17 protein-coding genes are annotated in these 23758 nt (G+C 44.3%); 15 read left to right on the top strand and 2 right to left on the bottom strand.

Going from position 1 to position 23758, the window contains the following annotated elements:
* Positions 1-4: 4 nt before the first annotated feature.
* Positions 5-1156 (top strand): pyridoxal phosphate-dependent aminotransferase, encoded by a 1152-nt coding sequence (locus WJQ40_RS06640; RefSeq protein ID WP_337538789.1) that lies wholly within the window; start codon positions 5-7, stop codon positions 1154-1156.
* Here WJQ40_RS06640 and WJQ40_RS06635 read toward each other — a convergent pair.
* Positions 1122-2777 (bottom strand): SulP family inorganic anion transporter, encoded by a 1656-nt coding sequence (locus WJQ40_RS06635; RefSeq protein ID WP_337538786.1) that lies wholly within the window; start codon positions 2775-2777, stop codon positions 1122-1124. The genes WJQ40_RS06640 and WJQ40_RS06635 overlap by 35 nt on opposite strands.
* A 241-nt stretch (positions 2778-3018) precedes the next feature.
* On the opposite strand from WJQ40_RS06635, the gene WJQ40_RS06630 reads away from it, so the two are divergent.
* The 6 genes from WJQ40_RS06630 (at position 3019) to WJQ40_RS06605 (ending at position 11572) form a co-directional block, all read left to right on the top strand.
* Positions 3019-4029 (top strand): ABC transporter ATP-binding protein, encoded by a 1011-nt coding sequence (locus WJQ40_RS06630; protein WP_337538784.1) that lies wholly within the window; start codon positions 3019-3021, stop codon positions 4027-4029.
* Positions 4013-6121: a Gldg family protein gene (locus tag WJQ40_RS06625; protein WP_337538782.1), complete on the top strand. Its 2109-nt coding sequence runs from the start codon at positions 4013-4015 to the stop codon at positions 6119-6121. The genes WJQ40_RS06630 and WJQ40_RS06625 overlap by 17 nt, the downstream gene beginning before the upstream one ends.
* Before the next feature lie 14 nt (positions 6122-6135).
* On the top strand, positions 6136-6714 hold the full coding sequence (locus WJQ40_RS06620; protein ID WP_337538780.1) for a DUF4340 domain-containing protein: 579 nt from the start codon (positions 6136-6138) through the stop codon (positions 6712-6714).
* 73 nt (positions 6715-6787) lie between these two features.
* On the top strand, positions 6788-8275 hold the full coding sequence (locus WJQ40_RS06615; protein WP_337405935.1) for a 4Fe-4S dicluster domain-containing protein: 1488 nt from the start codon (positions 6788-6790) through the stop codon (positions 8273-8275).
* A 26-nt stretch (positions 8276-8301) separates the two neighbouring features.
* Complete coding sequence (gene gltX, locus WJQ40_RS06610) at positions 8302-9768, top strand: glutamate--tRNA ligase (RefSeq protein WP_262572965.1); 1467 nt, start codon at positions 8302-8304, stop codon at positions 9766-9768.
* The gene (locus WJQ40_RS06605) at positions 9752-11572 is read left to right on the top strand and encodes an ATP-dependent helicase (RefSeq protein WP_337538777.1); all 1821 of its coding nucleotides are present in this window, start codon (positions 9752-9754) and stop codon (positions 11570-11572) included. Before gltX ends, WJQ40_RS06605 begins: the two co-directional genes overlap by 17 nt.
* On the opposite strand, the gene WJQ40_RS06600 is transcribed toward WJQ40_RS06605, so the two are convergent.
* Entirely contained in the window at positions 11547-11891 is a 345-nt protein-coding gene (locus tag WJQ40_RS06600) for a DUF1292 domain-containing protein (protein WP_118797031.1), read from the bottom strand. The genes WJQ40_RS06605 and WJQ40_RS06600 overlap by 26 nt on opposite strands.
* Before the next feature lie 230 nt (positions 11892-12121).
* Between WJQ40_RS06600 and WJQ40_RS06595 the strand changes: the two genes are divergently transcribed.
* The 8 genes from WJQ40_RS06595 to WJQ40_RS06560 all read left to right on the top strand — a co-directional run bounded on the left by WJQ40_RS06595 (position 12122) and on the right by WJQ40_RS06560 (position 23741).
* Positions 12122-13957, top strand: a complete 1836-nt coding sequence (locus WJQ40_RS06595; RefSeq protein ID WP_337538775.1) for a hypothetical protein — start codon at positions 12122-12124, stop codon at positions 13955-13957.
* The gene (locus tag WJQ40_RS06590) at positions 13954-14493 is read left to right on the top strand and encodes a DUF5662 family protein (RefSeq protein ID WP_337538774.1); all 540 of its coding nucleotides are present in this window, start codon (positions 13954-13956) and stop codon (positions 14491-14493) included. Before WJQ40_RS06595 ends, WJQ40_RS06590 begins: the two co-directional genes overlap by 4 nt.
* A 488-nt stretch (positions 14494-14981) precedes the next feature.
* Positions 14982-15407: a GtrA family protein gene (locus WJQ40_RS06585; protein WP_262572973.1), complete on the top strand. Its 426-nt coding sequence runs from the start codon at positions 14982-14984 to the stop codon at positions 15405-15407.
* A gap of 53 nt (positions 15408-15460) precedes the next feature.
* Positions 15461-16900 (top strand): tRNA (N6-isopentenyl adenosine(37)-C2)-methylthiotransferase MiaB, encoded by a 1440-nt coding sequence (gene miaB, locus WJQ40_RS06580; RefSeq protein ID WP_337538771.1) that lies wholly within the window; start codon positions 15461-15463, stop codon positions 16898-16900.
* An 18-nt stretch (positions 16901-16918) separates the two neighbouring features.
* A complete protein-coding gene (mutS, locus tag WJQ40_RS06575; protein ID WP_337538769.1) occupies positions 16919-19570 on the top strand; it encodes a DNA mismatch repair protein MutS in 2652 nt (883 codons plus the stop codon).
* A 15-nt stretch (positions 19571-19585) separates the two neighbouring features.
* Positions 19586-21490 (top strand): DNA mismatch repair endonuclease MutL, encoded by a 1905-nt coding sequence (gene mutL, locus WJQ40_RS06570; protein WP_337538767.1) that lies wholly within the window; start codon positions 19586-19588, stop codon positions 21488-21490.
* Positions 21487-22440 carry a tRNA (adenosine(37)-N6)-dimethylallyltransferase MiaA gene (gene miaA / locus WJQ40_RS06565; protein WP_337538765.1) on the top strand — a complete coding sequence of 318 codons (954 nt, stop codon included), beginning with the start codon at positions 21487-21489 and terminating at the stop codon, positions 22438-22440. Before mutL ends, miaA begins: the two co-directional genes overlap by 4 nt.
* Complete coding sequence (locus WJQ40_RS06560) at positions 22437-23741, top strand: methionine gamma-lyase family protein (RefSeq protein ID WP_337538763.1); 1305 nt, start codon at positions 22437-22439, stop codon at positions 23739-23741. Before miaA ends, WJQ40_RS06560 begins: the two co-directional genes overlap by 4 nt.
* Positions 23742-23758: the final 17 nt, after the last annotated feature.

Here is a 23758-nt window from a genome sequence, read left to right as displayed (position 1 = left end):
GCATATGGAATATGGAAAATTGGCAGAAAGTATCGTAGCATCCCCAATCAGGGCCATGATGGTGAAAGCAGCCCATATGGAGGATGTAGTTTCCTTCGGGGTAGGAGAGCCGGACTTTATTACAGATGAATGTATTTTAAAAGAGACGGCAGAGCATTTATCCTCCTGTACCAAATATGCGCCGGGAGCCGGAATTGATCCTCTGCGGGAAAGATATATCAGATATCTGAATGAAACGATAGGCAGTGATTACAGTATGCCGGAAACTATGGTAACAAGCGGTGGCATGGCAGCTCTGTACCTTGCGTTCTTCTGCCTGCTCAATCCTGGAGATGAGGTTCTCATACCGGCTCCCTACTTCTCAAATTATGGCCCGATGGTTGCTATGTGCAGAGGGACTGTCAGGGAAATAGAGGTAAAGGAGGAAAATGATTTTATCCTTTCCGTAGAAGATCTGAGAGCGGCTGTGACAAAAAAAAGCCGTATTCTTCTTCTGAATTCTCCATGTAATCCGACAGGAGGGCTGATCGACCGGGAATCACTACAGAAAATTGCAGAGTTCGCGAAGGAGAAGGATCTGTTTGTTTTTTCGGATGAGGTTTACAGACATTTGAATTTTGACAGTGATGAAATCTTCAGTATCGCAACGCTGCCAGGCATGAAGGAACGTACTCTGATCATCGACAGTGTATCAAAAAGCTTTGCCATGACAGGGTTCAGGGTCGGCTTTGCCACAGGTCCCGTTCATCTGATCGAGCTTATGACAAAATGCGTGGAAAATGTATATTCAGCAGTTGCAACCCCATCCCAGTATGCGGCTCTTGTTGCATTTGATAAAGGAATGGAGGCTATGATGGCTATGAAAAAGGAATACAAAAAAAGACGGGATTTTCTGGTAAGCAGGATTAATGAAATGGATAAGATCAGCTGTATCATGCCAAAAGGAGCATTTTATGTTTTTGCCAATATAAAGAAAACAGGGTTATCTGCAGAGGAGTTTGCAGAAAGATTACTGGAAAAAGAACATGTGGCAGTTATACCCGGAAGCAATTTCAGCAAAAATGCTTCCGGGTATGTCAGAATTTCCTATGGTACTTCCATGGAGAAAATTGAAGATGGACTTAACAGGATGGAACGTTTCCTGAAATCTCTGTAGCCATGGCAATCGCATCATCAATATGAGTGCAGAAGTGTTCCCTGCCAACCTTGTCAAGGAATCCCGCTTTTTCCATGGTATGCATTGGCTGCTCATTAACATGGGAGAAGATCATAATGATTCCCTGGCGGGAACAGCGGTTATATAATTCTTCCAGTGCGTTCATGGCAGTGGCGTCGATCGCAGGGACACTTCTCATCCGTATGATCAGACATTTCGTAAAATCTTTGACACTGATCTCTGCAATTCTTCCAGCAGCGCCGAAGAAAAGAGGACCATTGATCTCGTAGACTCTGACAGAGAGGGGAAGATGGATCAGTTTTGCAGTGTCATCCCATTCATCCTCTGCATATTTCCAGCTTCTGATATCCGTTTCATCACTCATGCGCTTCATAAACAGCAGACAGGTAAGCAAAAGTCCAATCTCAATAGCAACGACAAGGTCAAAGACGATGGTCAGGACAAAGGTCAGGACGAGAACGGAAATATCGCTCTTTGGAGCTGTCTTCACAAGATGGACAAAGGGTCTCCACTGGCACATGTTATAGGCAACCTGAAACAGGATAGCGGCAATGGCCGGCATGGGGATCAGGGCTGCATAGGGCATCAGGACAACAAGGATCAGAAGCAGAGTAATGGAATGTACCATACCGGCTACCGGTGTCTTGCCACCGCTTTTGATATTGGCTGCTGTTCTTGCAATAGCACCTGTTGCCGGAATACCTCCAAAGAGTGCTGAGCCTATATTCCCAACTCCCTGGGCAACCAGCTCAGTATTGGAGCGGTGCTTGGAGTTTGTCATGCCGTCAGCAACCACACAGGAAAGCAAAGACTCGATCGCCGCCAGTATGGCAATGGTAAATGCATCCGGCAATACAGTCTGTGCCATGGAAAGACTGAATGACGGAACGTGGAGATATGGCAGCCTGTTACTTACAGTATAAAGATCTCCAATGGTATTGACAGGCAGGTGCAGACCTTTTACAAGAAGGATCCCTGCAAGGACAGCGATCAGGGATCCGGGAATCTTTGCGCAGACCCTTGGCCACAGGATCAAAATGGCAAGACAGATGACTCCCACAAGAACCGAATAAAGATTTATGGTAGAAAAGCTGCTGACAACAGCTTTTAATTTTTCCATGGTTTCGATCGGTTTTACTCCTTCGGCATAGGTCAGGCCAAAAAAGTCTTTCAACTGACCTATGACAATGGTTACGGCGATACCGGCAGTAAAACCGGTGGTGATCGTATAGGGGATAAATCTGATCAGGTTTCCAAAGTGGAACAGACCCATAAGGATCAGGAAAACACCGGCAAGAAGTGTGGCAAGCATAAGACCATCCATACCGTTCCTGGCAACAATCCCAGCAACGATAGTAGCAAAGGCAGCGGTAGGTCCTGCGATCTGTACCCGGCTGCCGCCAAGAAAGGAAATCAGAAATCCGGCAATAATTGCGGTATACAGACCTTCCTCAGGACCGACACCGGAAGCCAGTGCCAGGGCGATGGAAAGGGGCAGGGCAATGATCGCTACAATGACACCTGCGACTACATCCTTCAGAAGCTGTTCCTTTGTGTAGCCCTTCAGACAGGTAAATAACATAGGTTTTAATTCTTTCATAATTTATTTCTCCCTCATAATAAAAAACAAACGGCTTGATTATATCATTGAAAGAATGATTCTGCAATCATTTTTGCGCGAGCTGCTTCATATACTGTATTTTCAGAGAGACCGAAAGAGGGAACACACAATGTTCACAAATTTTCCCATTTTCGAACACAATTATGCTTTACAGTGGTAGAGAATAAAAACAACCCGGTAAATACGAATTTCCCAAAGGGTTAAAAAGGAGGAGCTTATTTTGATAGAAGTTGAGAATCTTGTCAAACGATACGGAAATCACCTTGCTGTCGATCACCTGACATTTCAGGTGGAGCCTGGAAAAATCTATGGTTTTCTGGGACCGAACGGTGCCGGAAAAAGTACCACGATGAATATGATGACGGGGTATATTGCCCCCACAGAGGGAACTGTCAGGATAAATGGCTTTGATATCCAGAAAAATGCAGAGGAGGCAAAGCGGTGCATTGGTTATCTTCCGGAAATTCCTCCACTTTATCAGGATATGACGGTATTTGAGTACCTGCGCTTCGCAGCAGCCCTGAAGAAGATTCCAAAGAAGGATGTGGAAAAGCAGCTTGCGGATATTATGGAAATGACCATGACAACTGATGTCAGTGAAAGGCTGATCAAAAACCTGTCCAAGGGCTATAAGCAGCGAGTTGGTCTTGCACAGGCAATCCTGGGTTATCCGGAAGTGATTATCCTGGATGAGCCTACGGTTGGTCTTGATCCCAAACAGATCATTGAGATCAGGGAGCTGATCAGGAGTCTTTCAGAAAAGCATACGGTGATCTTAAGCTCCCATATTCTTTCAGAAGTGCAGGCAGTCTGTGATGAGATCATGATCCTGTCAAAGGGAAAGCTTGCCGCCTGCGATACACCGGAAGGACTCACCGGTCTGATGAAAGGAAATGCAACACTGGAGGTACATATTCTCGGAAGCGAAGAGGCGTTACGGAAAATTTTGCCGTTTATTGCCGGAATTGCTGAGTTTTCCATAGAAAATGCGCCGGAGAAGGGTGCAGTGAAAGCAGTGATCAGAACAGAAGCGGGTGAGGATATCAGAGAAGATCTTTTTTATGCGCTGGCAGAAAATAAAATGCCGATCCTTTCCATGAACCGGGTAGAAAAATCACTGGAGGATATTTTCCTGGAACTGACAGAGGATCAAAGCAGCATATCTGATCCGGATACAGCAGAACATATGAGTGAAAATAAAGGAGGAAATGAAGATGAAGGCAATCTATAAAAAGGAGTTACAGTCCTATTTTCATTCGTTCCTTGGACCTTTATTTATAGGGGCATTTTTATTGCTGCTTGGCATTTACTTTGCGGTATATGATCTGTTCATGGGCTATCCTTATATCGGATATGCTCTTTCCTCCGTAACCTTTTTATTTCTGATTGCCATACCGGTTCTTTGCATGAAGATCCTGGCAGAAGAGCGGCACCAGAAAACGGATCAGCTTATATTAACCTCACCTGTCAGTGTTACGGGAATTGTGCTTGGCAAGTTTTTGGCTCTTGCTACGATCTTTGCTATACCAGTAGGGCTTGTTTCCCTGTATCCTGTTGTGATGAGCTTCTTTGGCACCGTGGATATCGGAAAATCCTATCTGGCCGTATTCGGCTTTTTGCTGTATGGACTTGCCAGCATTGCCGTATGCGTATTTATCTCGTCCCTGACAGAAAGCCAGGTGATCGCAGCAGTGGTTTCTTTTGGTGTGCTGTTTTTTGGTTATATCGTAAACGGTCTTTGCAGCATGATCTCTTCTACGGGAAATCTGTTCACGAGATTTCTGTCAGTCTTTGATATGTCAGAAAGATTCAGCAATCTGTTGAATGGCTCCTTCCATTTGACCAGTGTGCTGTATTATCTTTCTGTGATCGTACTGGCACTGATCCTTACGGTACAGTCCATTCAAAAGAGAAGGTACCAGTTATCCAGAAAAACACTGAGTCTTGGAACCTACAGCAGCTCTGTGGTTGTGCTTTCCCTTGCCGTTATCGTGGTACTGAATCTGCTTGTGGCACAGCTTCCTGAGAAATATACTGTATTTGACGTGACATCAGATCAGCTGTATTCCCTGACAACGGAAACAAAGGAGATTGCGGATGGTATTACAGATGATATCCAGATTTATGTACTGGCAAATGAGGACAATGCAGATACCACACTGGATGAGACTCTGAAAAAGTATGAAGGACTCAATTCCCATATTAAGGTTTCTTATGTGGATCCTGCGGTAAATCCAAAGTTTTATCTGCAGTATACGGATGGCAGTGTTTCTTCAAACAGCCTGATCGTGGAGAGTGGAAAGAGAAGCCGTGTCATTGATTACAGTGATATTTATGAATATAGCTATGACTATACCAATTATACACAGAGCGTGACCGGTTATGACGGAGAAGGACAGCTTACCAGTGCCCTTGCCTATGTGACCAGTAATGAAATGCCGAAGATTTACCTGCTGGAAGGTCATGGGGAGTCTTCCTTTGACAGTACCTTCAGCAATGCGATTGAAAAGGAAAATCTGGATTATGAAAGCATTAATCTGATGGATTATGATGAAGTACCAGAGGATGCCTCCTGCGTGGTGATCAATGCACCGACATCAGATTTTTCGGCGGATGATACAGAAAAGATGCTTTCTTATATGGAAAAGGGCGGTGATATTTTCTTTGTTTCCTGTTATACAGGAGAAGCCCATGAAAATATTGACAGACTCCTGGATTATTATGGAGTAAACGTGAAGGAAGGACTCATCATCGAAACTGACAGAGGGCATTATTATCAGGATCCTTTTTATATCCTGCCTGAGATCAGCTATGATGATATTACATCGGGCATTTATAATAATGGAAGCTATGTATTTGCACCTTATGCGCAGGGAATCACAACAGAAGAGAAGGAGGATGTGACAATAGCAGAGCTGCTCAGCTCTTCTGACAACAGCTATTTAAGAAATGATATTTCCGGTGTGGACAGCTATGAGAAACAGGACAGTGATGAGGACGGACCGTTCCAAATTGGTGTTAAGTGCGAAAAGAGTGCAGGAGAGGAAACCTCAACAGCCATCATTTATACAAGCAGTAATATGTTCACAAATGATGCCAATATGATCGTATCAGGAACCAATGTAAAGCTTTTCACAGCATCGCTTGGAACCTTCGCCTCTCATGAGACCAGTGTTTCTATTCCGGTCAAGAGTATGGAAGCAGACTATCTGACAGTACCGCAGGGCACGATCATGATCATTGCCCTTGTTACCGTAGTATTACTTCCGGTTCTCTTCATTGTGGGTGGTTTTATCGTATGGTTTAGACGGAGAAAGAAATAAAGGAGTACGAGGAAATGAATAAAAAGAAAAAGAGAAATCTGATTCTCCTTATTGTGTTATTTCTGATATTGATGGCCGGTTATCTGGGATATGGATACTATAAAGAAAACCATCAGACGGAAGAAGAGCCGGTAACAGCAAAGGTACTGGAGATTGATTCATCCAAAGTAACAGAGATCGGGATCACGCAGGGAGAAACCAGTGTCAATCTGAAAAAAGAGGGGGACGTATGGACTTCAGAAGATGATGACAGTATTTCCATAGATAGTGACAAGGTAGAAAGCTTTCTTACAGATGCCTGTGAAATACCGGCAGATCTTGTGATTCCGGATGTGACAGATTTTGACCAGTATGGTCTGACAGATTCGGAGAATACTATATCCCTGCAGTGGGATGATGATCTGTATGTGATCACCATTGGAGACCAGAACAGTAATGCCGGCGGGTTTTTCTATGTCAGGGTTAATGACGAAGATACTGTTTATACAATAGAAAGCTCTGTACGTTATGCCCTGGAGAAGACAATGGATGATTTTGCAACATCTGAAGCTGATTCAGAAACGGAGACAGAAACAGGATCTGAAACAGAATAGTGCTTGATTTCCTCGCAGGTTTGTGCAAAAATAAAATGATGATGCAGAAAGGATGTAGACCATTAGTATGAGTATGCGGGGAATTGACACACAGGTTCGTAAAAACAGAAGACGAATCTTCAAGGAAGTAGCTTCACTTGCCTATGAATCCAGGAATCTGAAGGATGATGTGGAAGCACTTCCCTATAAAATAGTAGATTATGACGAATCCGAGTCAGGGAATATTTACAGGGAAAGGGCCATTGTCAGAGAGAGCATCCGTCTGGCAATGGGTCTTTCCCTGCGTCCTGAGGATCAGCCGGTGCATGTGACACAGGGACTTGAGGAAAGTAATATTGATGAAAAGTATTATGAGCCGCCCCTGATGCAGGTAATACCATCAGCCTGCAATGCCTGTCCGGAGAACCGATATGAAGTGACAGATAAATGTATGGGCTGTGTTGCGCATCCCTGCCGTGAGGTATGTCCAAGAGGAGCCATTTCCATGAAAAATGGCAAATCCATCATTGATCAGGAAAAATGCGTCAAATGTGGTAAATGTAAGTCTGTATGTCCCTATGATGCCATTTCCCATCAGGTAAGGCCATGTCTTGCCAACTGTGGTGTGAATGCTATTAAAAGTGATAAAAAGGGCAGAGCATATATTGATACTGACATCTGTGTATCCTGTGGCCAGTGTATGGTAAGCTGTCCCTTTGGTGCGATTGCAGACAAGTCCCAGATCTTCCAGCTGATCCGTGCGATCCAGTCAGGCAGAAAGATCATTGCACAGGTGGCACCTTCCTTTGTTGGACAGTTTGGAAGCAAGGTGACACCGGATATGATCAAAGAGGCTTTAAAGGAGCTTGGCTTCTATGACGTATACGAAACAGCAATCGGAGCTGATTATGGTGCCATGGCAGAGGCAGAGCATTATGCGAAGGAAGTAGCAACTGGAAAAGTACCCTTTCTTCTGACGTCCTGTTGTCCATCCTGGGCAATGCTGGCTAAGAAGTTCTTCCCGGAAACGATTGACAATATATCCAATGCTCTGACGCCTATGGTAGCCACTGCAAGAGAAATTAAAAAGGAACATCCTGATGCCAGTGTGGTGTTTATCGGTCCATGTGCCTCCAAAAAGCTGGAGGCATCCAGAAGAACAGTACGTTCCGATGTGGATTTCGTTATTACCTTTGAAGAGCTTCAGGGAATGTTTGAGGCAAAAGGACTGCTGCTTGATAATATTCAGCCAGGAGAGCCTTTAAACGATGCAACCGGAGCCGGAAGAGGATATGGAGTGGCAGGCGGTGTAGCCAGTGCGATCGAAGAATGTATCAGGGAATATTATCCGGATATCGATGTGCATATTGAGCATGCAGAAAGTCTGGCGGAATGCAAGAAGATCCTGATGCTTGCGAAGGCCGGTAAGAAAAACGGCTGCCTGATCGAAGGTATGGCATGTCCTGGCGGATGTGTTGCCGGAGCCGGCACGAATATAGCCATTCCACAGGCCATGAAGGAAGTGGCAGGCTTCAAAGCTGCAGCAGATAAGAAGATCCCTGACAGGGATATAACAGAATAAATAGGGACAGGAGAGAACAGAAAATCATGACAAAGATCAGAACAAGATTTGCACCAAGTCCGACAGGAAGGATGCACGTAGGAAATCTGCGTTCCGCCCTGTATGAGTTTTTAATTGCCAAGCATGCTGGTGGAGATTTTATGCTCAGGATCGAAGATACCGATCAGGAGCGTTTTGTAGAGGGTGCTGTAGATATCATTTATGATACGCTTGCCAAAGCCGGTATTACCCATGACGAAGGACCAGATAAGGATGGCGGTTACGGTCCCTATGTACAGAGTGAACGTATGAAAACTGGCATCTACATGAAATATGCCAAGGAACTCATTGAAAAGGGAGAGGCATATTATTGCTTCTGTGATAAGGAACGTCTTTCCACGCTGAAGACAGAGGTAGTAGAAGGCAAAGAGATCATGATCTATGACAAGCACTGCCTGCATCTTGGCAAGGAGGAAGTAGAGAAGAATCTGGCAGAGGGCAAGCCCTTCGTAATCAGACAGAATATCCCCATGGAAGGAACCACTACATTCCATGATGAATTATATGGAGACATTACTGTAGAAAATGCAGAGCTGGATGATATGATACTGATCAAGTCAGACGGCTACCCGACTTACAATTTTGCCAATGTAGTGGATGATCATACCATGAATATCACCCATGTGGTACGTGGAAATGAATATTTGTCATCCTCACCGAAATATCAGCGGCTCTATGATGCATTTGGCTGGAAATCTCCGGTTTATATCCATCTGCCGCTGATCACGGATGAAAATCACAAGAAGCTGTCCAAGAGAAGCGGACATTCTTCCTTTGAGGATCTGCTTGAGCAGGGATTTCTTCCTGAGGCAGTTGTGAACTACATTGCACTGCTTGGCTGGAGTCCGGAAGATAATCGTGAGATCTTTTCTCTGGATGAACTGATCAAAGAATTTGATTATCATAGAATCAATAAGTCTCCTTCTGTTTTTGACTATATGAAGCTGAAATGGATGAATGGGGAATATATCAAGGCCATGGCTGACGAGGCTTTCTATACCATGGCAGAGCCTTATTTAAAGAGTGTCATTAAAAAGGATCTGGATCTTCACAAGATCGCAGCCATGGTGAAAACAAGAATTGAAGTTTTCCCGGATATCTGTGATCTGATAGACTTCTTTGAGACACTGCCGGAATATGATCCGGAAATGTATACACATAAGAAAATGAAGACCAATAAGGAAACATCTCTTGCTGTACTTCAGGAATTATGTCCAGTATTCGAACAGCAGGAGGACTATTCCAATGATGCCCTGTACCAGCTTCTGACAACCTTTGCAGCAGAACATGAGTACAAGAACGGTTATGTACTCTGGCCGGTAAGAACAGCGGTATCCGGTAAGCAGATGACACCTGCGGGTGCAACAGAGATCATGGAGATCCTCGGTAAAGAGGAATCTATTAACCGAATCAAAAAAGGAATTGAATTACTTCAAAATGCAGCAGCCAAGTAAAATTCAGCTGGAAGCAATTATGCACGGAGAAGGACCTGCAAGAGTCGTTGCAGGTCCAGGCTCCGGCAAAACCTTTACGATCATTCAGAGAATCTTTTATCTTATATTCAACCGTCAGATCAGTCCTGACAGTATACTCACAATTACTTATACAAAAGCAGCGGCCGGGGAAATGCAAAGCAGATTCCTTGCAGATGAAAGAAGCCAGTGCCTTACTAAGGGATTGGGAAATGTGGCACACTTTGGTACGATCCACGGTATTTGCTATTCTATTCTGAAAGAGCGGAGGGGCTATCATGCTTCCCTTACAAGTGAAAATAAACGAATCAGGATCATGGAAGAGCTTCTGAAAAACAGAGGTTTTGAACGTATGTGTTCAGCCGGATTTGCAGCAGAGCTTCTGTCTGAGATCAGCCGTATAAAGAATGGCATTTCTTTTTCCGGGAAGGACTTCGGAATTCCGAAGGGAAGCCTGCAGCTTCTCTTAAATGATTACACTGCCTTCATGAATGAGCGGGGGCTTTGCGATTTCGATGACCTGATCCTGCAAAGTCTTGTTTTACTACAGGAGAATGCAGCTTACAGAGAAAAATGGCAGCATCGCATCCGCTATCTTCTGGTGGATGAATTTCAGGATGTTAACCTGACACAGTATGAACTGATAAAACTTCTTGCCGGTAAAGAGAAAAATATCTTTGTGGTGGGAGATGATGACCAGTCCATTTATGGATTCCGGGGTTCCGTTCCAGGGATCATGAAACGGTTTTCACAGGATTATCCGGAAGAAAAGGTATTATTTCTGACAGATAACTACCGGAGTGGTGAAAGAATCGTCCATTTTGCAACAGAAGTTGTAAAGAAAAATAAAGATCGGATCCGGAAGGAGATACATGCCGGCAAGGCCGGTGGCAAAATAAAAGGATACTGCTGTGAAACAAGAATGCTGGAGGAAGAAAAGCTTCTTGATGATATCAGGAGTCTTGACAAAAAGGAGCTTTTAGAGAGTGCTGTGATCCTTAGAACAAACCGGGAAGCAATTTTATATGAAGAATTACTTACGAAACATAAAATACCGGTGAAAAGAAAAGGGAAAAAAGCTCAAAATGTTTTTGAAGGAGAAGTGGCAGAGGATATCCGTTCCTTTCTCAGGTTCTGTAAGGAAGGAGAAAAACGAAGTGATTTTCTGCGGTTCATGAATAAACCAGACAGATATCTTTCCAGCAAGGCACTTCTTTCAGAGCGTGTTTCCAGGAAAGAGATACTCTCTTATTACAGACAGAACAAAGAAATGTGTGCAAGGATAGAAACCCTTTTTACCGGACTTCTGCTTGCTGAAAAACTGTCTTTTTCACAGGCAGTCCGCTGCTTTCGGAAGCAGCTTGGCTATGAAAACTATCTTCTTTCAAAATATCCCGGGGATAAAGCAGGAACCATGAAAATACTGGATGAATTACAGGAAGGATGCCGGCTGGCTGAAAGAGGCGAGAGTGTGGATGATTTCTTTGATAAGATGAGAAAGAAAACGCCATGTGAAGAAGAGCAGACAGAAGAAGGCATAACCGTGCTTACCATGCATGCAGCCAAAGGGCTTGAATTTCAAAGTGTGTTTTTACCGGATCTGAATGAAGGAGTTATTCCTGACAGGAAGGTAAAGGAAGAAAAAGAGCTTGAAGAAGAAAGAAGGCTCCTGTATGTTGCCATAACAAGAGCCAGAGAACAACTGTTTCTGTATTATACAGGAGAACGGAACCGGAAACTGACCCGCTTCCTGTGTGATATCAGTCTTCCGTGGAATCGTCCATGATCTCATCAAATTCTGCATTATCCAGATATTCATCAAAGGCCTCTGCAACCTGATCATATTCCTCATCACTGTCGATATAGTCAAGAACAGGCTCAGCATTGGGATCATTTTCATCTTCGCTGTAACGGTAAAACCAGACTTCTCCATCATGGTTTTCCCCATCCTCTTCCAGAGGAAGCAGGACGATATAGTCCCGATTATTTACTGTCAGGATCGTAACGATCGCACAGGTAACACTGGTGCCATCATCAAGATCCAGGGTGACGGTCATTTCCTCATCGTTTTCTTCCGGTGTTTCGTAATTTTCTTGTCTGCCCATTTTTCCTTCCATTCTGAAGCTTCAGCTTCTGTATGTTATTGGTTACCGCCTCTATTGTACAGAATAACAGGATGAGATACAACTGTTTTCTTTTAAAAGGCTTTATTGCCCCTTTTACGACTTCATGCTATAATAAATCCATGAATAAAAATTTGAAAATCACATATTTTAAACCGACAAAGCAGGGCGTATATCCCATTAAGAATGGATTCTCTTTTGCAGAGGAAGTTTTGGATGATGGGAACAGCGGCCTGATTTTATATGCAGAAAATGGAGAACAGAAAAAGATCCCCTTTCAGAAAGAAGGAAAAAGAGGATCTCTTTGTGGTATTATGGTAGAAGCTGTTTCCGGAGAATTCCCTTATCTGGAGTACAATTATTATTATAAAAATACTGTATATACAGATGCATTTGCCAGAAAGGTCAACGGATTGTCGAAATTCGGACATGGCCTGACTGCCAAAAGAAAAACTCGGGGTTCTCTTACTTATAAGGAATTTGACTGGGGTGAGGATGAACCACTCCTGATCCCGTACAGCAACAGCGTGATCTATGGCCTGAACGTCAGGGCGTTTACCATGCATAAGAGTTCCCATGTGAAAAACAGGGGAACCTATGAAGGCGTTGCAGAAAAAGCCTCCTATCTGAACGGACTTGGTATTACGGCAGTAGAACTGATGCCCTGCTATGAATATGATGAGTGTATCTACCCGGCTTCCGGAGCTGCCAGTGATAAACCGGTTAAAGAAGAAATCGCAAGGGAAGTAAAAAATCTTCCGGAAGCCTTTAAGGAGAAGGTAAGATTGAACTGCTGGGGATATCAGGAGGGATTTTATTTTGCACCTAAGGCTTCTTACAGTGCCGGTGGGGATCCTGAGGTTTCCTTCAAAAATATGGTAAAGGAGCTGCATGCAAATGGCATAGAGGTTATGATGCAGTTTTATTTTCCACCAGAAATGAATCAGTCTGTGATTCTGGATATCCTGAAATACTGGGTCATTGAGTATCATATTGATGGTGTGCGCCTCAGTGGTTTTCAGATCCCGTATCTGATCATTGCCAAAGAACCAGTTCTGCAGGAAACCAAGATCAGAAGCAGTTATTTCCCATTAGAAGAGATCTATGGTGATAAGATACCTTATTACCGAAATCTTGCAGCTGATAACGGTAATTACAGGAATGATATGCGCAGATTCCTGAAGGGGGATGAGAATCTGGTCGGACAGGTGATCTTTGACCAGCGGAATAATCCAAGAGACTGTGCTGTTGTTAATTATCTGGCAGATTATGACGGATTTTCCCTGTATGACATGGTTTCCTATGACCGGAAGCACAATGAAGCAAATGGAGAATACAACCGTGATGGTACTGATCATAACTATTCCTGGAACTGCGGCTTTGAAGGAGAGTGTCGTAAGAAATCGGTTCTGGAGCTTCGAAAGAAGCAGATAAAAAATGCGCTTGCCTTTTTATTTCTTTCCCAGGGGGTACCATATCTGTTCAGTGGAGATGAATTTGGCAATACCAGATATGGAAATAACAATGCTTACTGTCAGGACAATGATACCGGCTATATAAAGTGGAAGACCGGAAAGCTTCAGGATGAGATCCTTGGCTTTACGAAGGCACTGATACGTTTCCGAAAGGAACACTCCGTTCTGCACAGCCAGAAGGAATTAAAAATACTTGATACGCTTGGATGCGGCTACCCGGATATTTCTTACCACGGGACAGAAGCCTGGAGACCGGATCTGTCCTATATCAGCCGTATGATCGGTATTATGCTTTGTGGAAATTATGCTGAAAAACAGGATGAACCATCTATCTATATTGCGTATAATATGCACTGGATAGAGCATGAGCTGGCACTTCCAAAGCTGCCAAAGGGTGAAAAATTTGTCCCGGTTCTCTGGTCTGAAGAAATTATGAGACCGGTTTCTGATGACTCTGTGGGAAAAAATGAGGCTGCAGAAAAAGAAGATTCTTCTGGGGAAAAAGCGGAAAATAAGATTGTGATACCCGGAAGAAGCATTGCTGTGTATGTCAGTCAGAAGGAGAATGCATGAAAGCCTTTTCCCATTTTAAAACCATAACCCATCATAAGATACTGGTCATGCAGGGATGCTTTAAAGTCGGCCTTTACGGGCAGGGGCTTCTTCATGATATGTCCAAATACAGTCCGGCAGAATTTCTGGTGGGAGCCAGATATTATCAGGGTGACAGAAGTCCCAATAATGCAGAGAGAGAAGCTGTCGGCTATTCCAGTGCATGGCTGCACCATAAGGGACGAAACAAGCATCATTATGAATATTGGATCGATTACAGTGCTTCTGATATCAAGGGAGGTATGACACCAGCCAGAATGCCTGATAAATATGTTGTGGAAATGCTTATGGATCGGATCGCAGCCTGCAAGACCTATCACGGAAGCAGTTATACGGACGGAGATCCCCTTGCCTATTTCCGTAAGGGAAAGGCAAATGCAATGATGCACCCTGAAACCAAAGCCCTTCTTGAAAAGCTGCTCACCATGCTGGCACAGAAGGGAGAAAAGGAAACTTTTTCCTATATCCGCAAAGAAATTTTTCATAAGAAACGCTGATGGCTCACTCTTTGCTCCTTTACTGCATAGGATACAGTATAAAATAAAGGAGCGGAAAAATATGGATTGTCTTATTATTTTATTATTACTTTGCTGCTTCCAGAATAACCAGTGTCCATCTAAAACCGGAAACAGACCTTGTCAGGGAAGTGGAAACAACAGTAACGGAAACGGTAATGGTAGCAGTTGCTCTTCCGGCAGAAGATCTTCCTGTGGCTGTGAAGCGGAGCGGAGAGAACCTTCTTCCTGCAGTGATACAACCAGGAACTTTATCTCATTCCAGAGCCAGTCATCCTGCGGCTGTGAGAATTCTTCAAACTGAAAATAAGAAAAAGCATCAAATAAATGCAAAAATAATATGTCTCAAATATAAAATGTCATGTTATAATAGCCTGTGTGCCTTTTAACATGGCATTTTGTTGTGAACAGCTAAAGCATGTCACAGATCATCCAGCAGGAAATGAAAAGAAAGGAAATTTTGAAAAACAATGAAAAAACTGATAGAACAGATTCTGAAATTTGGCGTAGTGGGATTTATTTGCTTCCTGATCGATTTTGGAATCACCAGTGGATTTTATAACTGGTTTGGTATCCATTATCTGGTATCCAAGTTCCTTGGATTTGTAGTTTCAGCAATCGTCAATTATATCCTCAGTATCAAGTTTGTATTTACTGATAAAAAGGAAATGGACAAGAAGAAGGAATTCACTATATTTCTGATACTGTCTGCTTTTGGGCTTCTGATCAATGAGATCGTGATGTATCTCTGCATTGACGTGATCTATGATCACAGCGCTTTCCTGCAGGATATGATTACAGATGGCCTGATGGTATCCATCAGTTCTGTGGTGGCAACCGGTATTGTTATGGTATACAATTTTATTTCCAGGAAGCTGTTTCTTGAAAGAAAATAACAAGGCAGCTTCCAGAGGTCTGAAAAATAATAAATACAGAATGAGAGACTGACATGACAGAACAGAAAACAATTACACAGATAACAGAAAAGATAGATGGTGCCAGGGAAACAGAAAGACAGATCGCCTTCATGGAAAAGGCAGCCGGTTATGTGCAGGAGCTTTCAGAAAAGCTTGGCAGAAAGCCGACCTGCTGTGTAGTTACCTTCGGGTGCCAGATGAATGCAAGGGATTCCGAGAAGCTTTCCGGTATCCTGGAAAAGGTGGGCTATGAACTGGTAGAGAAGGAAGAGGCTGATTTCGTTATTTACAATACATGTACCGTCAGGGACAATGCCAATCAGAGAGTCTATGGAAGACTTGGCTATCTGAATGGACTGAAAAAGAAAAATCCTCATATGAAGATCGCTCTGTGCGGCTGCATGATGCAGGAACCGGCAGTGATTGAAAAGATCAGGAAAAGCTACCGCTTTGTGGATCTGATCTTTGGAACCCACAATATCTATAAATTTGCAGAGCTTCTGACAGCCATGTTTGAGTCAGATGGTATGATCGTGGATATCTGGAAGGATACTGACCAGATTGTGGAAGATCTTCCGGTAGAAAGAAAATATCCTTTCAAATCCGGAATTAATATCATGTTTGGATGCAATAATTTCTGCAGCTACTGTATCGTACCTTATGTAAGAGGCAGGGAAAGAAGCAGGAACCCGAAGGATATCCTCAGGGAAATTGAGAAGCTTTCCGGGGATGGGGTGAAGGAGATCATGCTCCTTGGACAGAATGTCAATTCCTATGGAAAAAATCTGGATATGCCCATTACCTTTGCTCAGCTTCTTCGGGAGGTGGAAAAAATCGACGGCATTGAGAGAATCAGATTCATGACTTCCCATCCAAAGGATCTTTCAGATGAACTGATTCAGATGATGAAGGAATCGAAAAAAATCTGCCGGCATCTGCATCTGCCTCTGCAGTCAGGCTCTACAGAGATCCTGACGAAGATGAACCGCCGGTATACCAAAGAACAGTATCTGGCACTGGCAGAAAAGATCCGGAGGGAGATACCGGATATGGCGATCACCACAGATATTATCGTGGGTTTCCCGGGGGAAACCAGGGCAGATGTGGATGAAACAATTGATGTGATCAATAAAGTACAATATGACAATGCGTTTACCTTTATTTATTCCAAGAGGACAGGAACACCTGCTGCAGCAATGGAACAGGTGCCGGAAGAGGAAGTAAAGGAAAATTTTGCAAGAGTACTGGAAACCGTACAGCAGACTGCAAAGAAACGGGCGGCACTTCTGCAGGGACAGACACATTCTGCTCTTGTGGAGGATGTGAATGACCAGGATCCGGAGCTTCTGACAGGAAGACTGTCAAACAATATGATCGTGCATTTCAAAGGAGAAAAAGATCTGATCGGACAGATCGTACCAGTCTGCCTGAAGGAATGTCACGGATTTTATTATCTGGGAGAACGAGTATAGAAATCGGATGGTGAACAAATGGCTGAAGTAACACCTATGATGAAACAGTACCTGGAAACAAAAAAGGATTATCAGGACTGCATCCTTTTTTACAGACTGGGTGACTTTTATGAAATGTTTTATGAGGATGCCCTGACAGCATCCAGAGAGCTGGAAATTACCCTGACCGGCAAAAGCTGCGGACAGGAAGAGAGAGCACCCATGTGCGGGATTCCCTACCATGCGGTAGAAGGATATCTGAACAAGCTGATCCAGAAGGGCTACAAGGTGGCAATCTGTGAACAGGTAGAGGATCCGAAGCTTGCCAAAGGAATTGTAAAGCGTGAAGTGGTAAGGATCGTTACACCCGGTACCAATATGGATATTCAGGCTATGGATGCAGGTAAGAATAATTATCTCATGAGTATAGCCTATTTTCAGGGCAAAAGTGGAATTTCCGTAGCTGATGTGACAACGGGTGATTATTACCTGACAGAGGTGGAGGACAACCGGAAGCTTCTGGATGAGATCAATAAATACGTACCAAGTGAGATTATCTGTAATGATGCGTTTCTTGTCAGTGGGGTCAATATTGATGATCTGAAAGGAAGACTTGGTATTATCTGTAATACACTGGATTCCCATTATTATGACGAAGACCGCTGCAAGAAATGCATGATGAAGCATTTTCATGTCAGTACGCTGAAGGGGATGGGGGTCGAGGATTTTCCGTCCGGGCTGATCGCAGCCGGGGCGCTGATGCAATATCTTTATGATACACAGAAGAATGATCTTTCCCATTTTACTCATTTATATCCGTATCTGACAAGCCGTTATATGCTTCTTGACAGTGCTACCAGAAGGAATCTGGAGCTTACAGAGACCTTACGGGAAAAACAGAAGAGAGGCTCTCTTCTCTGGGTGCTTGATAAGACAAAAACAGCCATGGGAGCCAGATGTATGCGTCAGTACGTGGAACAGCCTCTGATCGATAAGGCTTCCATTGAGAAAAGACTGGATACAGTAGAAGCACTTTCAAAGAAGCCCATGCTCAGGGATGAGATCCGTGAATATTTAAATCCAGTCTATGATCTTGAGCGTCTGCTTGGAAAGGTTAGCTTTAAAACAGCAAACCCTAGGGATCTTATCGCCTTTGGCAATTCCCTGAAGATGCTGCCGCATATCAAGACAATCCTGAATGATTTCGAAACAGGTCTTCTGCCGGAGATTGGTCAGGACATTGATCCGCTGACGGATATCTGTAATCTGATCGACAGCGCGATCATTGAGGAGCCGCCCATTTCCATCAGAGAAGGTGATATTATCAAAGAAGGCTTTGATGAAAATGTAGATACCCTGCGTCATGCCAAAACAGAGGGGAAAAACTGGCTGGCACGGCTTGAGGAAGAAGACCGGAACCGGACAGGGATCAAAAATCTGAAGATCAAATACAACAAGGTATTCGGCTATTATTTTGAAGTGACCAATTCCTATCAGGATCTGGTGCCTGCAGATTATATCAGGAAGCAGACACTGGCTAGTGCCGAGCGTTATACCAATCAGAAGCTGAAAGAGCTGGAAGATACTATCCTGAATGCAGAAGATAAACTGACGGCCATGGAATACGATCTGTTCTGCCGTGTCAGGGATACCATAGCAGGAGAGATCCTGAGAATCCAGAAAACGGCCAAGGCGATCGCCATGCTTGATGTATATGCGTCATTTTCCGTTGTAGCTGAGCGGAATCATTATGTCAGGCCCGCTATCAATGAAAAAGGTGTGATCCAGATCCGGGCAGGACGACATCCGGTTGTGGAACAGATGACAGATGGTGATATGTTTATCGCCAATGATACCTTCCTTGACAATCACAAGAATTGTGTAGCTGTGATCACCGGTCCCAATATGGCCGGTAAGTCTACCTATATGCGTCAGACAGCACTGATCGTCCTAATGGCGCAGATTGGCTGCTTTGTACCGGCTGACAGTGCTAATATCGGTATCGTGGACAGGATATTTACAAGAGTCGGGGCTTCAGACGATCTTGCAAGCGGGCAGAGTACCTTTATGGTAGAGATGAACGAGGTTGCGAATATTCTTCGCAATGCAACAAAAGACAGCCTGCTTGTACTGGATGAGATTGGAAGGGGAACTTCTACCTTTGACGGACTATCCATTGCATGGGCAGTGATCGAACATATCAGCAATAAAAAGCTTCTTGGAGCCAAAACACTGTTTGCCACCCATTATCATGAGCTGACAGAGCTGGAGGGCAAGATGAATAATGTCACCAACTATTGTATCGCTGTTAAGGAAAAAGGAGATGACATTGTATTCCTGCGCAAGATCATAAAGGGTGGTGCTGACAGAAGCTACGGTATCCAGGTAGCCAAACTGGCAGGTGTTCCGGATATGGTCATTGACAGGGCAAAAGAGATTGCAAGACAGCTTTCTGACAATGATATTCTGGAAAAAGTGCAAAGCATCACTGTGGATCAGAAGGAGAGCAGACATAAACCCGTCAAGTATGATGAAGTGGATCTGTCTCAGATGTCCCTGTTTGATACCGTGAAGGATGAGGATGTGATAAAGGAGCTGAAGGAAATTGATATTTCCACCTTAACACCTCTGGATGCACTGAATACGTTGTATAAATTACAGAATAAACTGAACAACAGATGGCAGCTGTAAAAAAGGGAGGTCTGTATGCCTGAAATTCATCTTTTAAGTCAGAGCACAATTGATCAGATTGCGGCAGGAGAAGTTGTTGAGCGGCCTGCCAGTGTGGTAAAGGAGCTTGTAGAGAATGCCATAGATGCCGGAGCAGACGCAGTTACTGTCGAGATCAAAGACGGCGGACTGTCTCTGATCCGGGTAACGGATAATGGCTGCGGCATTGATAAATCGCAGATTAAACGGGCGTTTCTCCGTCATGCTACCAGCAAGATCAGTACCATAGATGACCTAAGCTTCGTAGAAAGTCTTGGCTTCCGCGGCGAAGCACTTTCCAGTATCGCTGCAGTGGCACAGGTAGAAGCAATCACCAAAACAGAGAAAGAACTGACCGGCATCCGGTATGCCATTGCAGGCGGCATGGAAGAGGACGTGGAAGAGATCGGGGCTCCGAAAGGAACAACATTCCTTGTGCATAATCTGTTTTATAATACACCGGCGAGACGGAAATTTATGAAGCAGCCCAAAACAGAAGGCGGCTATGTATCAGATCTGATGGAGCACATTGCGATGTCCAGACCGGATATTTCCTTTAAATTTGTAAATGGCGGTGCTGTCAGATTCCACACTTCCGGAAACGGGGATCTGAAGGAAGTGATCTACCGGATCTATGGAAGGGAAATGGCAGATAGTGTGATCCCGTTTGAAGAAGAAGGAGATCTCTGCCATATCAGCGGCTACATTGGAAAGCCGGAGATCAACCGTTCCAGCAGAGCCTATGAGCTGTTCTTTGTGAATGGAAGATTTGTAAGGGATGATCTGTTGTCCAAGGCACTGGAAGAAGGCTACAGACAGTATGTGATGCAGCATAAGTTTCCTTTTGCCGTGCTGCACATTTCCATAGATCCAAAGGAGATTGATGTGAATGTGCATCCCTCCAAAATGCAGATCAGGATCCAGCGCGGGAATGAAATGTTTGCCTTTCTTTCGGAGAATATAAAGAAAAGACTGCACGAGCTGGAGATGATACCAAAGGTTCTTCTGACAGAGGAAAAAGAAGAAGCACCGCAGAAGGTAAAGACACCGGAGCCCTTCGAAACCAGACGGATTGAAAATCTGGTACAGGAGGAAAAAAAGACTTACCTTACAGGTCCAGAAACAGGGCAAGGTGCTCCGGTTGACCGGGCGGATCGCAAATTGACCAGTGCAGTACTAGGTGCAGCTGCACATAAAATCGGGACTCCTTTAGTCAATAGTGAAATCCGATCCAATGTAATCAAGGCTGCTGACCATATTTTTGTAGAAAAACCAGTACAGATGAATCTGTTCGAAGAAAAGATCCTGACAAGAGAGGCTAGGGATGAATATAAGATCCTTGGGCAGATCTTTGATACCTACTGGCTGATGGAATACCGGGATAAGCTCCTGATCATTGACCAGCATGCGGCTCACGAAAAAGTAAAATACGAACGGCTGGTAAAGCAGCTTAAGGAAAAGCAGGCAGCTTCCCAGCTTTTAAGTCCTCCGGTCATCTTAAATCTTTCCAGCAAAGAAGAAATTGTGTTCAGACAATACCGGGAATACTTTGAAAAGATGGGTTTTGAAGCCGAAGAATTTGGAACTGGTGCCTATGCCATCAGAAGTGTGCCGACAGACCTTTATGGCTGTGATGAAAAGGAACTGTTCTTCCAGGTTCTGGATGAGCTTTCTGAAGTGCCTGCTAGGGGAGAACCGGATGTGATCCTTCAGAAGCTGGCATCCATGGCCTGTAAATCTGCAGTAAAGGGAAATAATTCCATGAACAGAAAAGAAATGGAAACACTGATCGATGAACTGCTGACACTGGAAAATCCTTACCATTGTCCACATGGCAGACCAACGATCATTACTATGAGCAAATATGAAATTGAAAAGAAATTTAAGAGGATCGTGACGTGACGGAAAAGAAACCATTGGTCATTCTGACCGGACCGACCGCTGTTGGGAAAACAGCACTTTCCATTAAACTTGCTTCAGAAATCGGCGGAGAGATCATCTCCGCTGATTCTATGCAGGTCTACCGGCAGATGGATATAGGCTCTGCCAAAATAAAGCCGGAAGAAATGGGTGGAATTCCCCATCATATGATTGATATACTGGAGCCGGAGGAAGAATTCAATGTCTGTCTTTTTGAAAAGCTTGCACTGGAAGCCATGGAACAGATTTATGAACGAGGACATATTCCTGTTGTGGTCGGAGGAACTGGCTTTTATATTCAGGCTCTTTTATATCAGATCGATTTTACAGAAGAAGAAACAGATACTGCCTACCGCGATAAACTCTGGCAGCTTGGAGAAGAAAAGGGGAACCATTATCTCCACGAGCTGCTGCGTAAGGTAGATCCGGAGTCCGCAGAAGAGATCCATGAAAATAACAGGAAAAGGGTGATACGTGCCCTGGAGTTTTATGAGAACTGCGGTAAGCCTATTTCGACCCATAATAAGGAACAGCGGCAGAAGACGTCAGCCTATAACTCCTGCTATTTTGTCCTGACGGATGACAGAAAAAAGCTTTATGAAAGGATTGAGAGCAGGGTTGACCAGATGCTTTCTAAAGGGCTGGGCGACGAGGTGAGAACCCTGAAGGAACGGGGCTGCAATGCCTCCATGGTATCCATGCAGGGGCTTGGATATAAAGAAATACTGGAATATCTGGATGGCAGATGCAGCCTTTTGGAAGCAGTAGAAAAGATCAAGAAGGAAACCAGACATTTTGCCAAACGGCAGCTTACCTGGTTCCGCAGGGAAAGGGATGTGATCTGGCTTGATAAGCAGGCGTTTGCTTATGATGAGGATGCCGTTCTTTCCTGCATACTGGAAAACTTAAGAAAGAAGGAAATTATAAAATGAGTGCAGCAGAAATGATGTACAGACAGCTTGGCATCAGCCGGAAAGTATACGAATATGGAGAAAAGATCTGGGAAGCTCTTTCTGGACGTTTTCAGGAGATTGACCGGATATCAGAGTATAATCAGATCAAGGTCATTGCAGCCATGCAGAACCAGAAGGTGAGTGAGGCCTGCCTTCTTGGTACGACCGGTTATGGATATAATGATCTTGGAAGGGATACCCTGGAAAAGGTCTATGCAGATATTTTCCATACAGAAGATGCACTGGTGCGACCCCAGATTACCTGTGGAACACATGCGCTGGCACTGGCACTTTTAAGTAACCTCCGCCCAGGGGATGAACTGCTTTCTCCTGTTGGGAAACCATATGATACATTGGAAGAAGTGATCGGAATCCGTCCATCCAGGGGATCCTTAAAGGAATACGGTATCAGCTACAGCCAGGTGGATCTGCTGCCTGATGGTTCTTTTGACTATGAGAATATCAGAAAGGCCATAAAGCCTTGTACGAAGCTGGTTACAATCCAGCGCTCCAAGGGATATCAGACAAGGCCTACCCTGTCAGTCGAAAGAATCGGAGATCTGATCAGGTTCATTAAAGGAATCCGTTCTGATATTATCTGCATGGTAGATAACTGCTATGGAGAATTCACGGAAACCATAGAACCTTCTGATGTGGGAGCAGATCTGGTAGTCGGTTCCCTGATCAAGAATCCGGGCGGCGGTCTCGCTCCGATCGGTGGCTACCTTGCCGGCAAAAAAGAATGTATCGAGAATGCAGCCTGCCGTCTGACAACACCTGGACTTGGCAGAGAAGTAGGAGCTTCCCTGCAGGCACTTCCATCCTTTTATCAGGGACTCTTTCTGGCACCCTCTGTTACGGCAAATGCCATGAAGAATGCCATTTTTGCTGCAAACATTTATGAAAAGCTTGGATTTTCTGTTGTGCCGAATGGTACCGAGCCCCGGTATGATATCATTCAGGCAATAACCTTTGGAAAGCCGGAGGGTGTGATTGCTTTCTGCCGGGGAATCCAGCAGGCAGCACCTGTAGATGGGCATGTAACACCAGAACCGTGGGATATGCCAGGCTATGACAGCCCGGTGATCATGGCTGCAGGTGCCTTTGTTTCCGGTTCCTCTATTGAGCTTTCCGCAGACGGCCCGATCAAACCACCCTATACTGTTTACTTCCAGGGGGGACTGACCTGGCAGCATGGAAAATTCGGTATTATGAAAAGCCTGCAGAGTCTTGTCGAACAGGGAATGATCCCTTCGAATTTTGATGGAACAGGGGAATAAATTACATCCGTAAATCA

Source organism: Suilimivivens sp. (assembly GCF_037359455.1).
Taxonomy (GTDB): Bacteria; Bacillota; Clostridia; order Lachnospirales; family Lachnospiraceae; genus Suilimivivens; species Suilimivivens aceti.
This window is presented reverse-complemented; position numbering and strand designations above follow the sequence as displayed.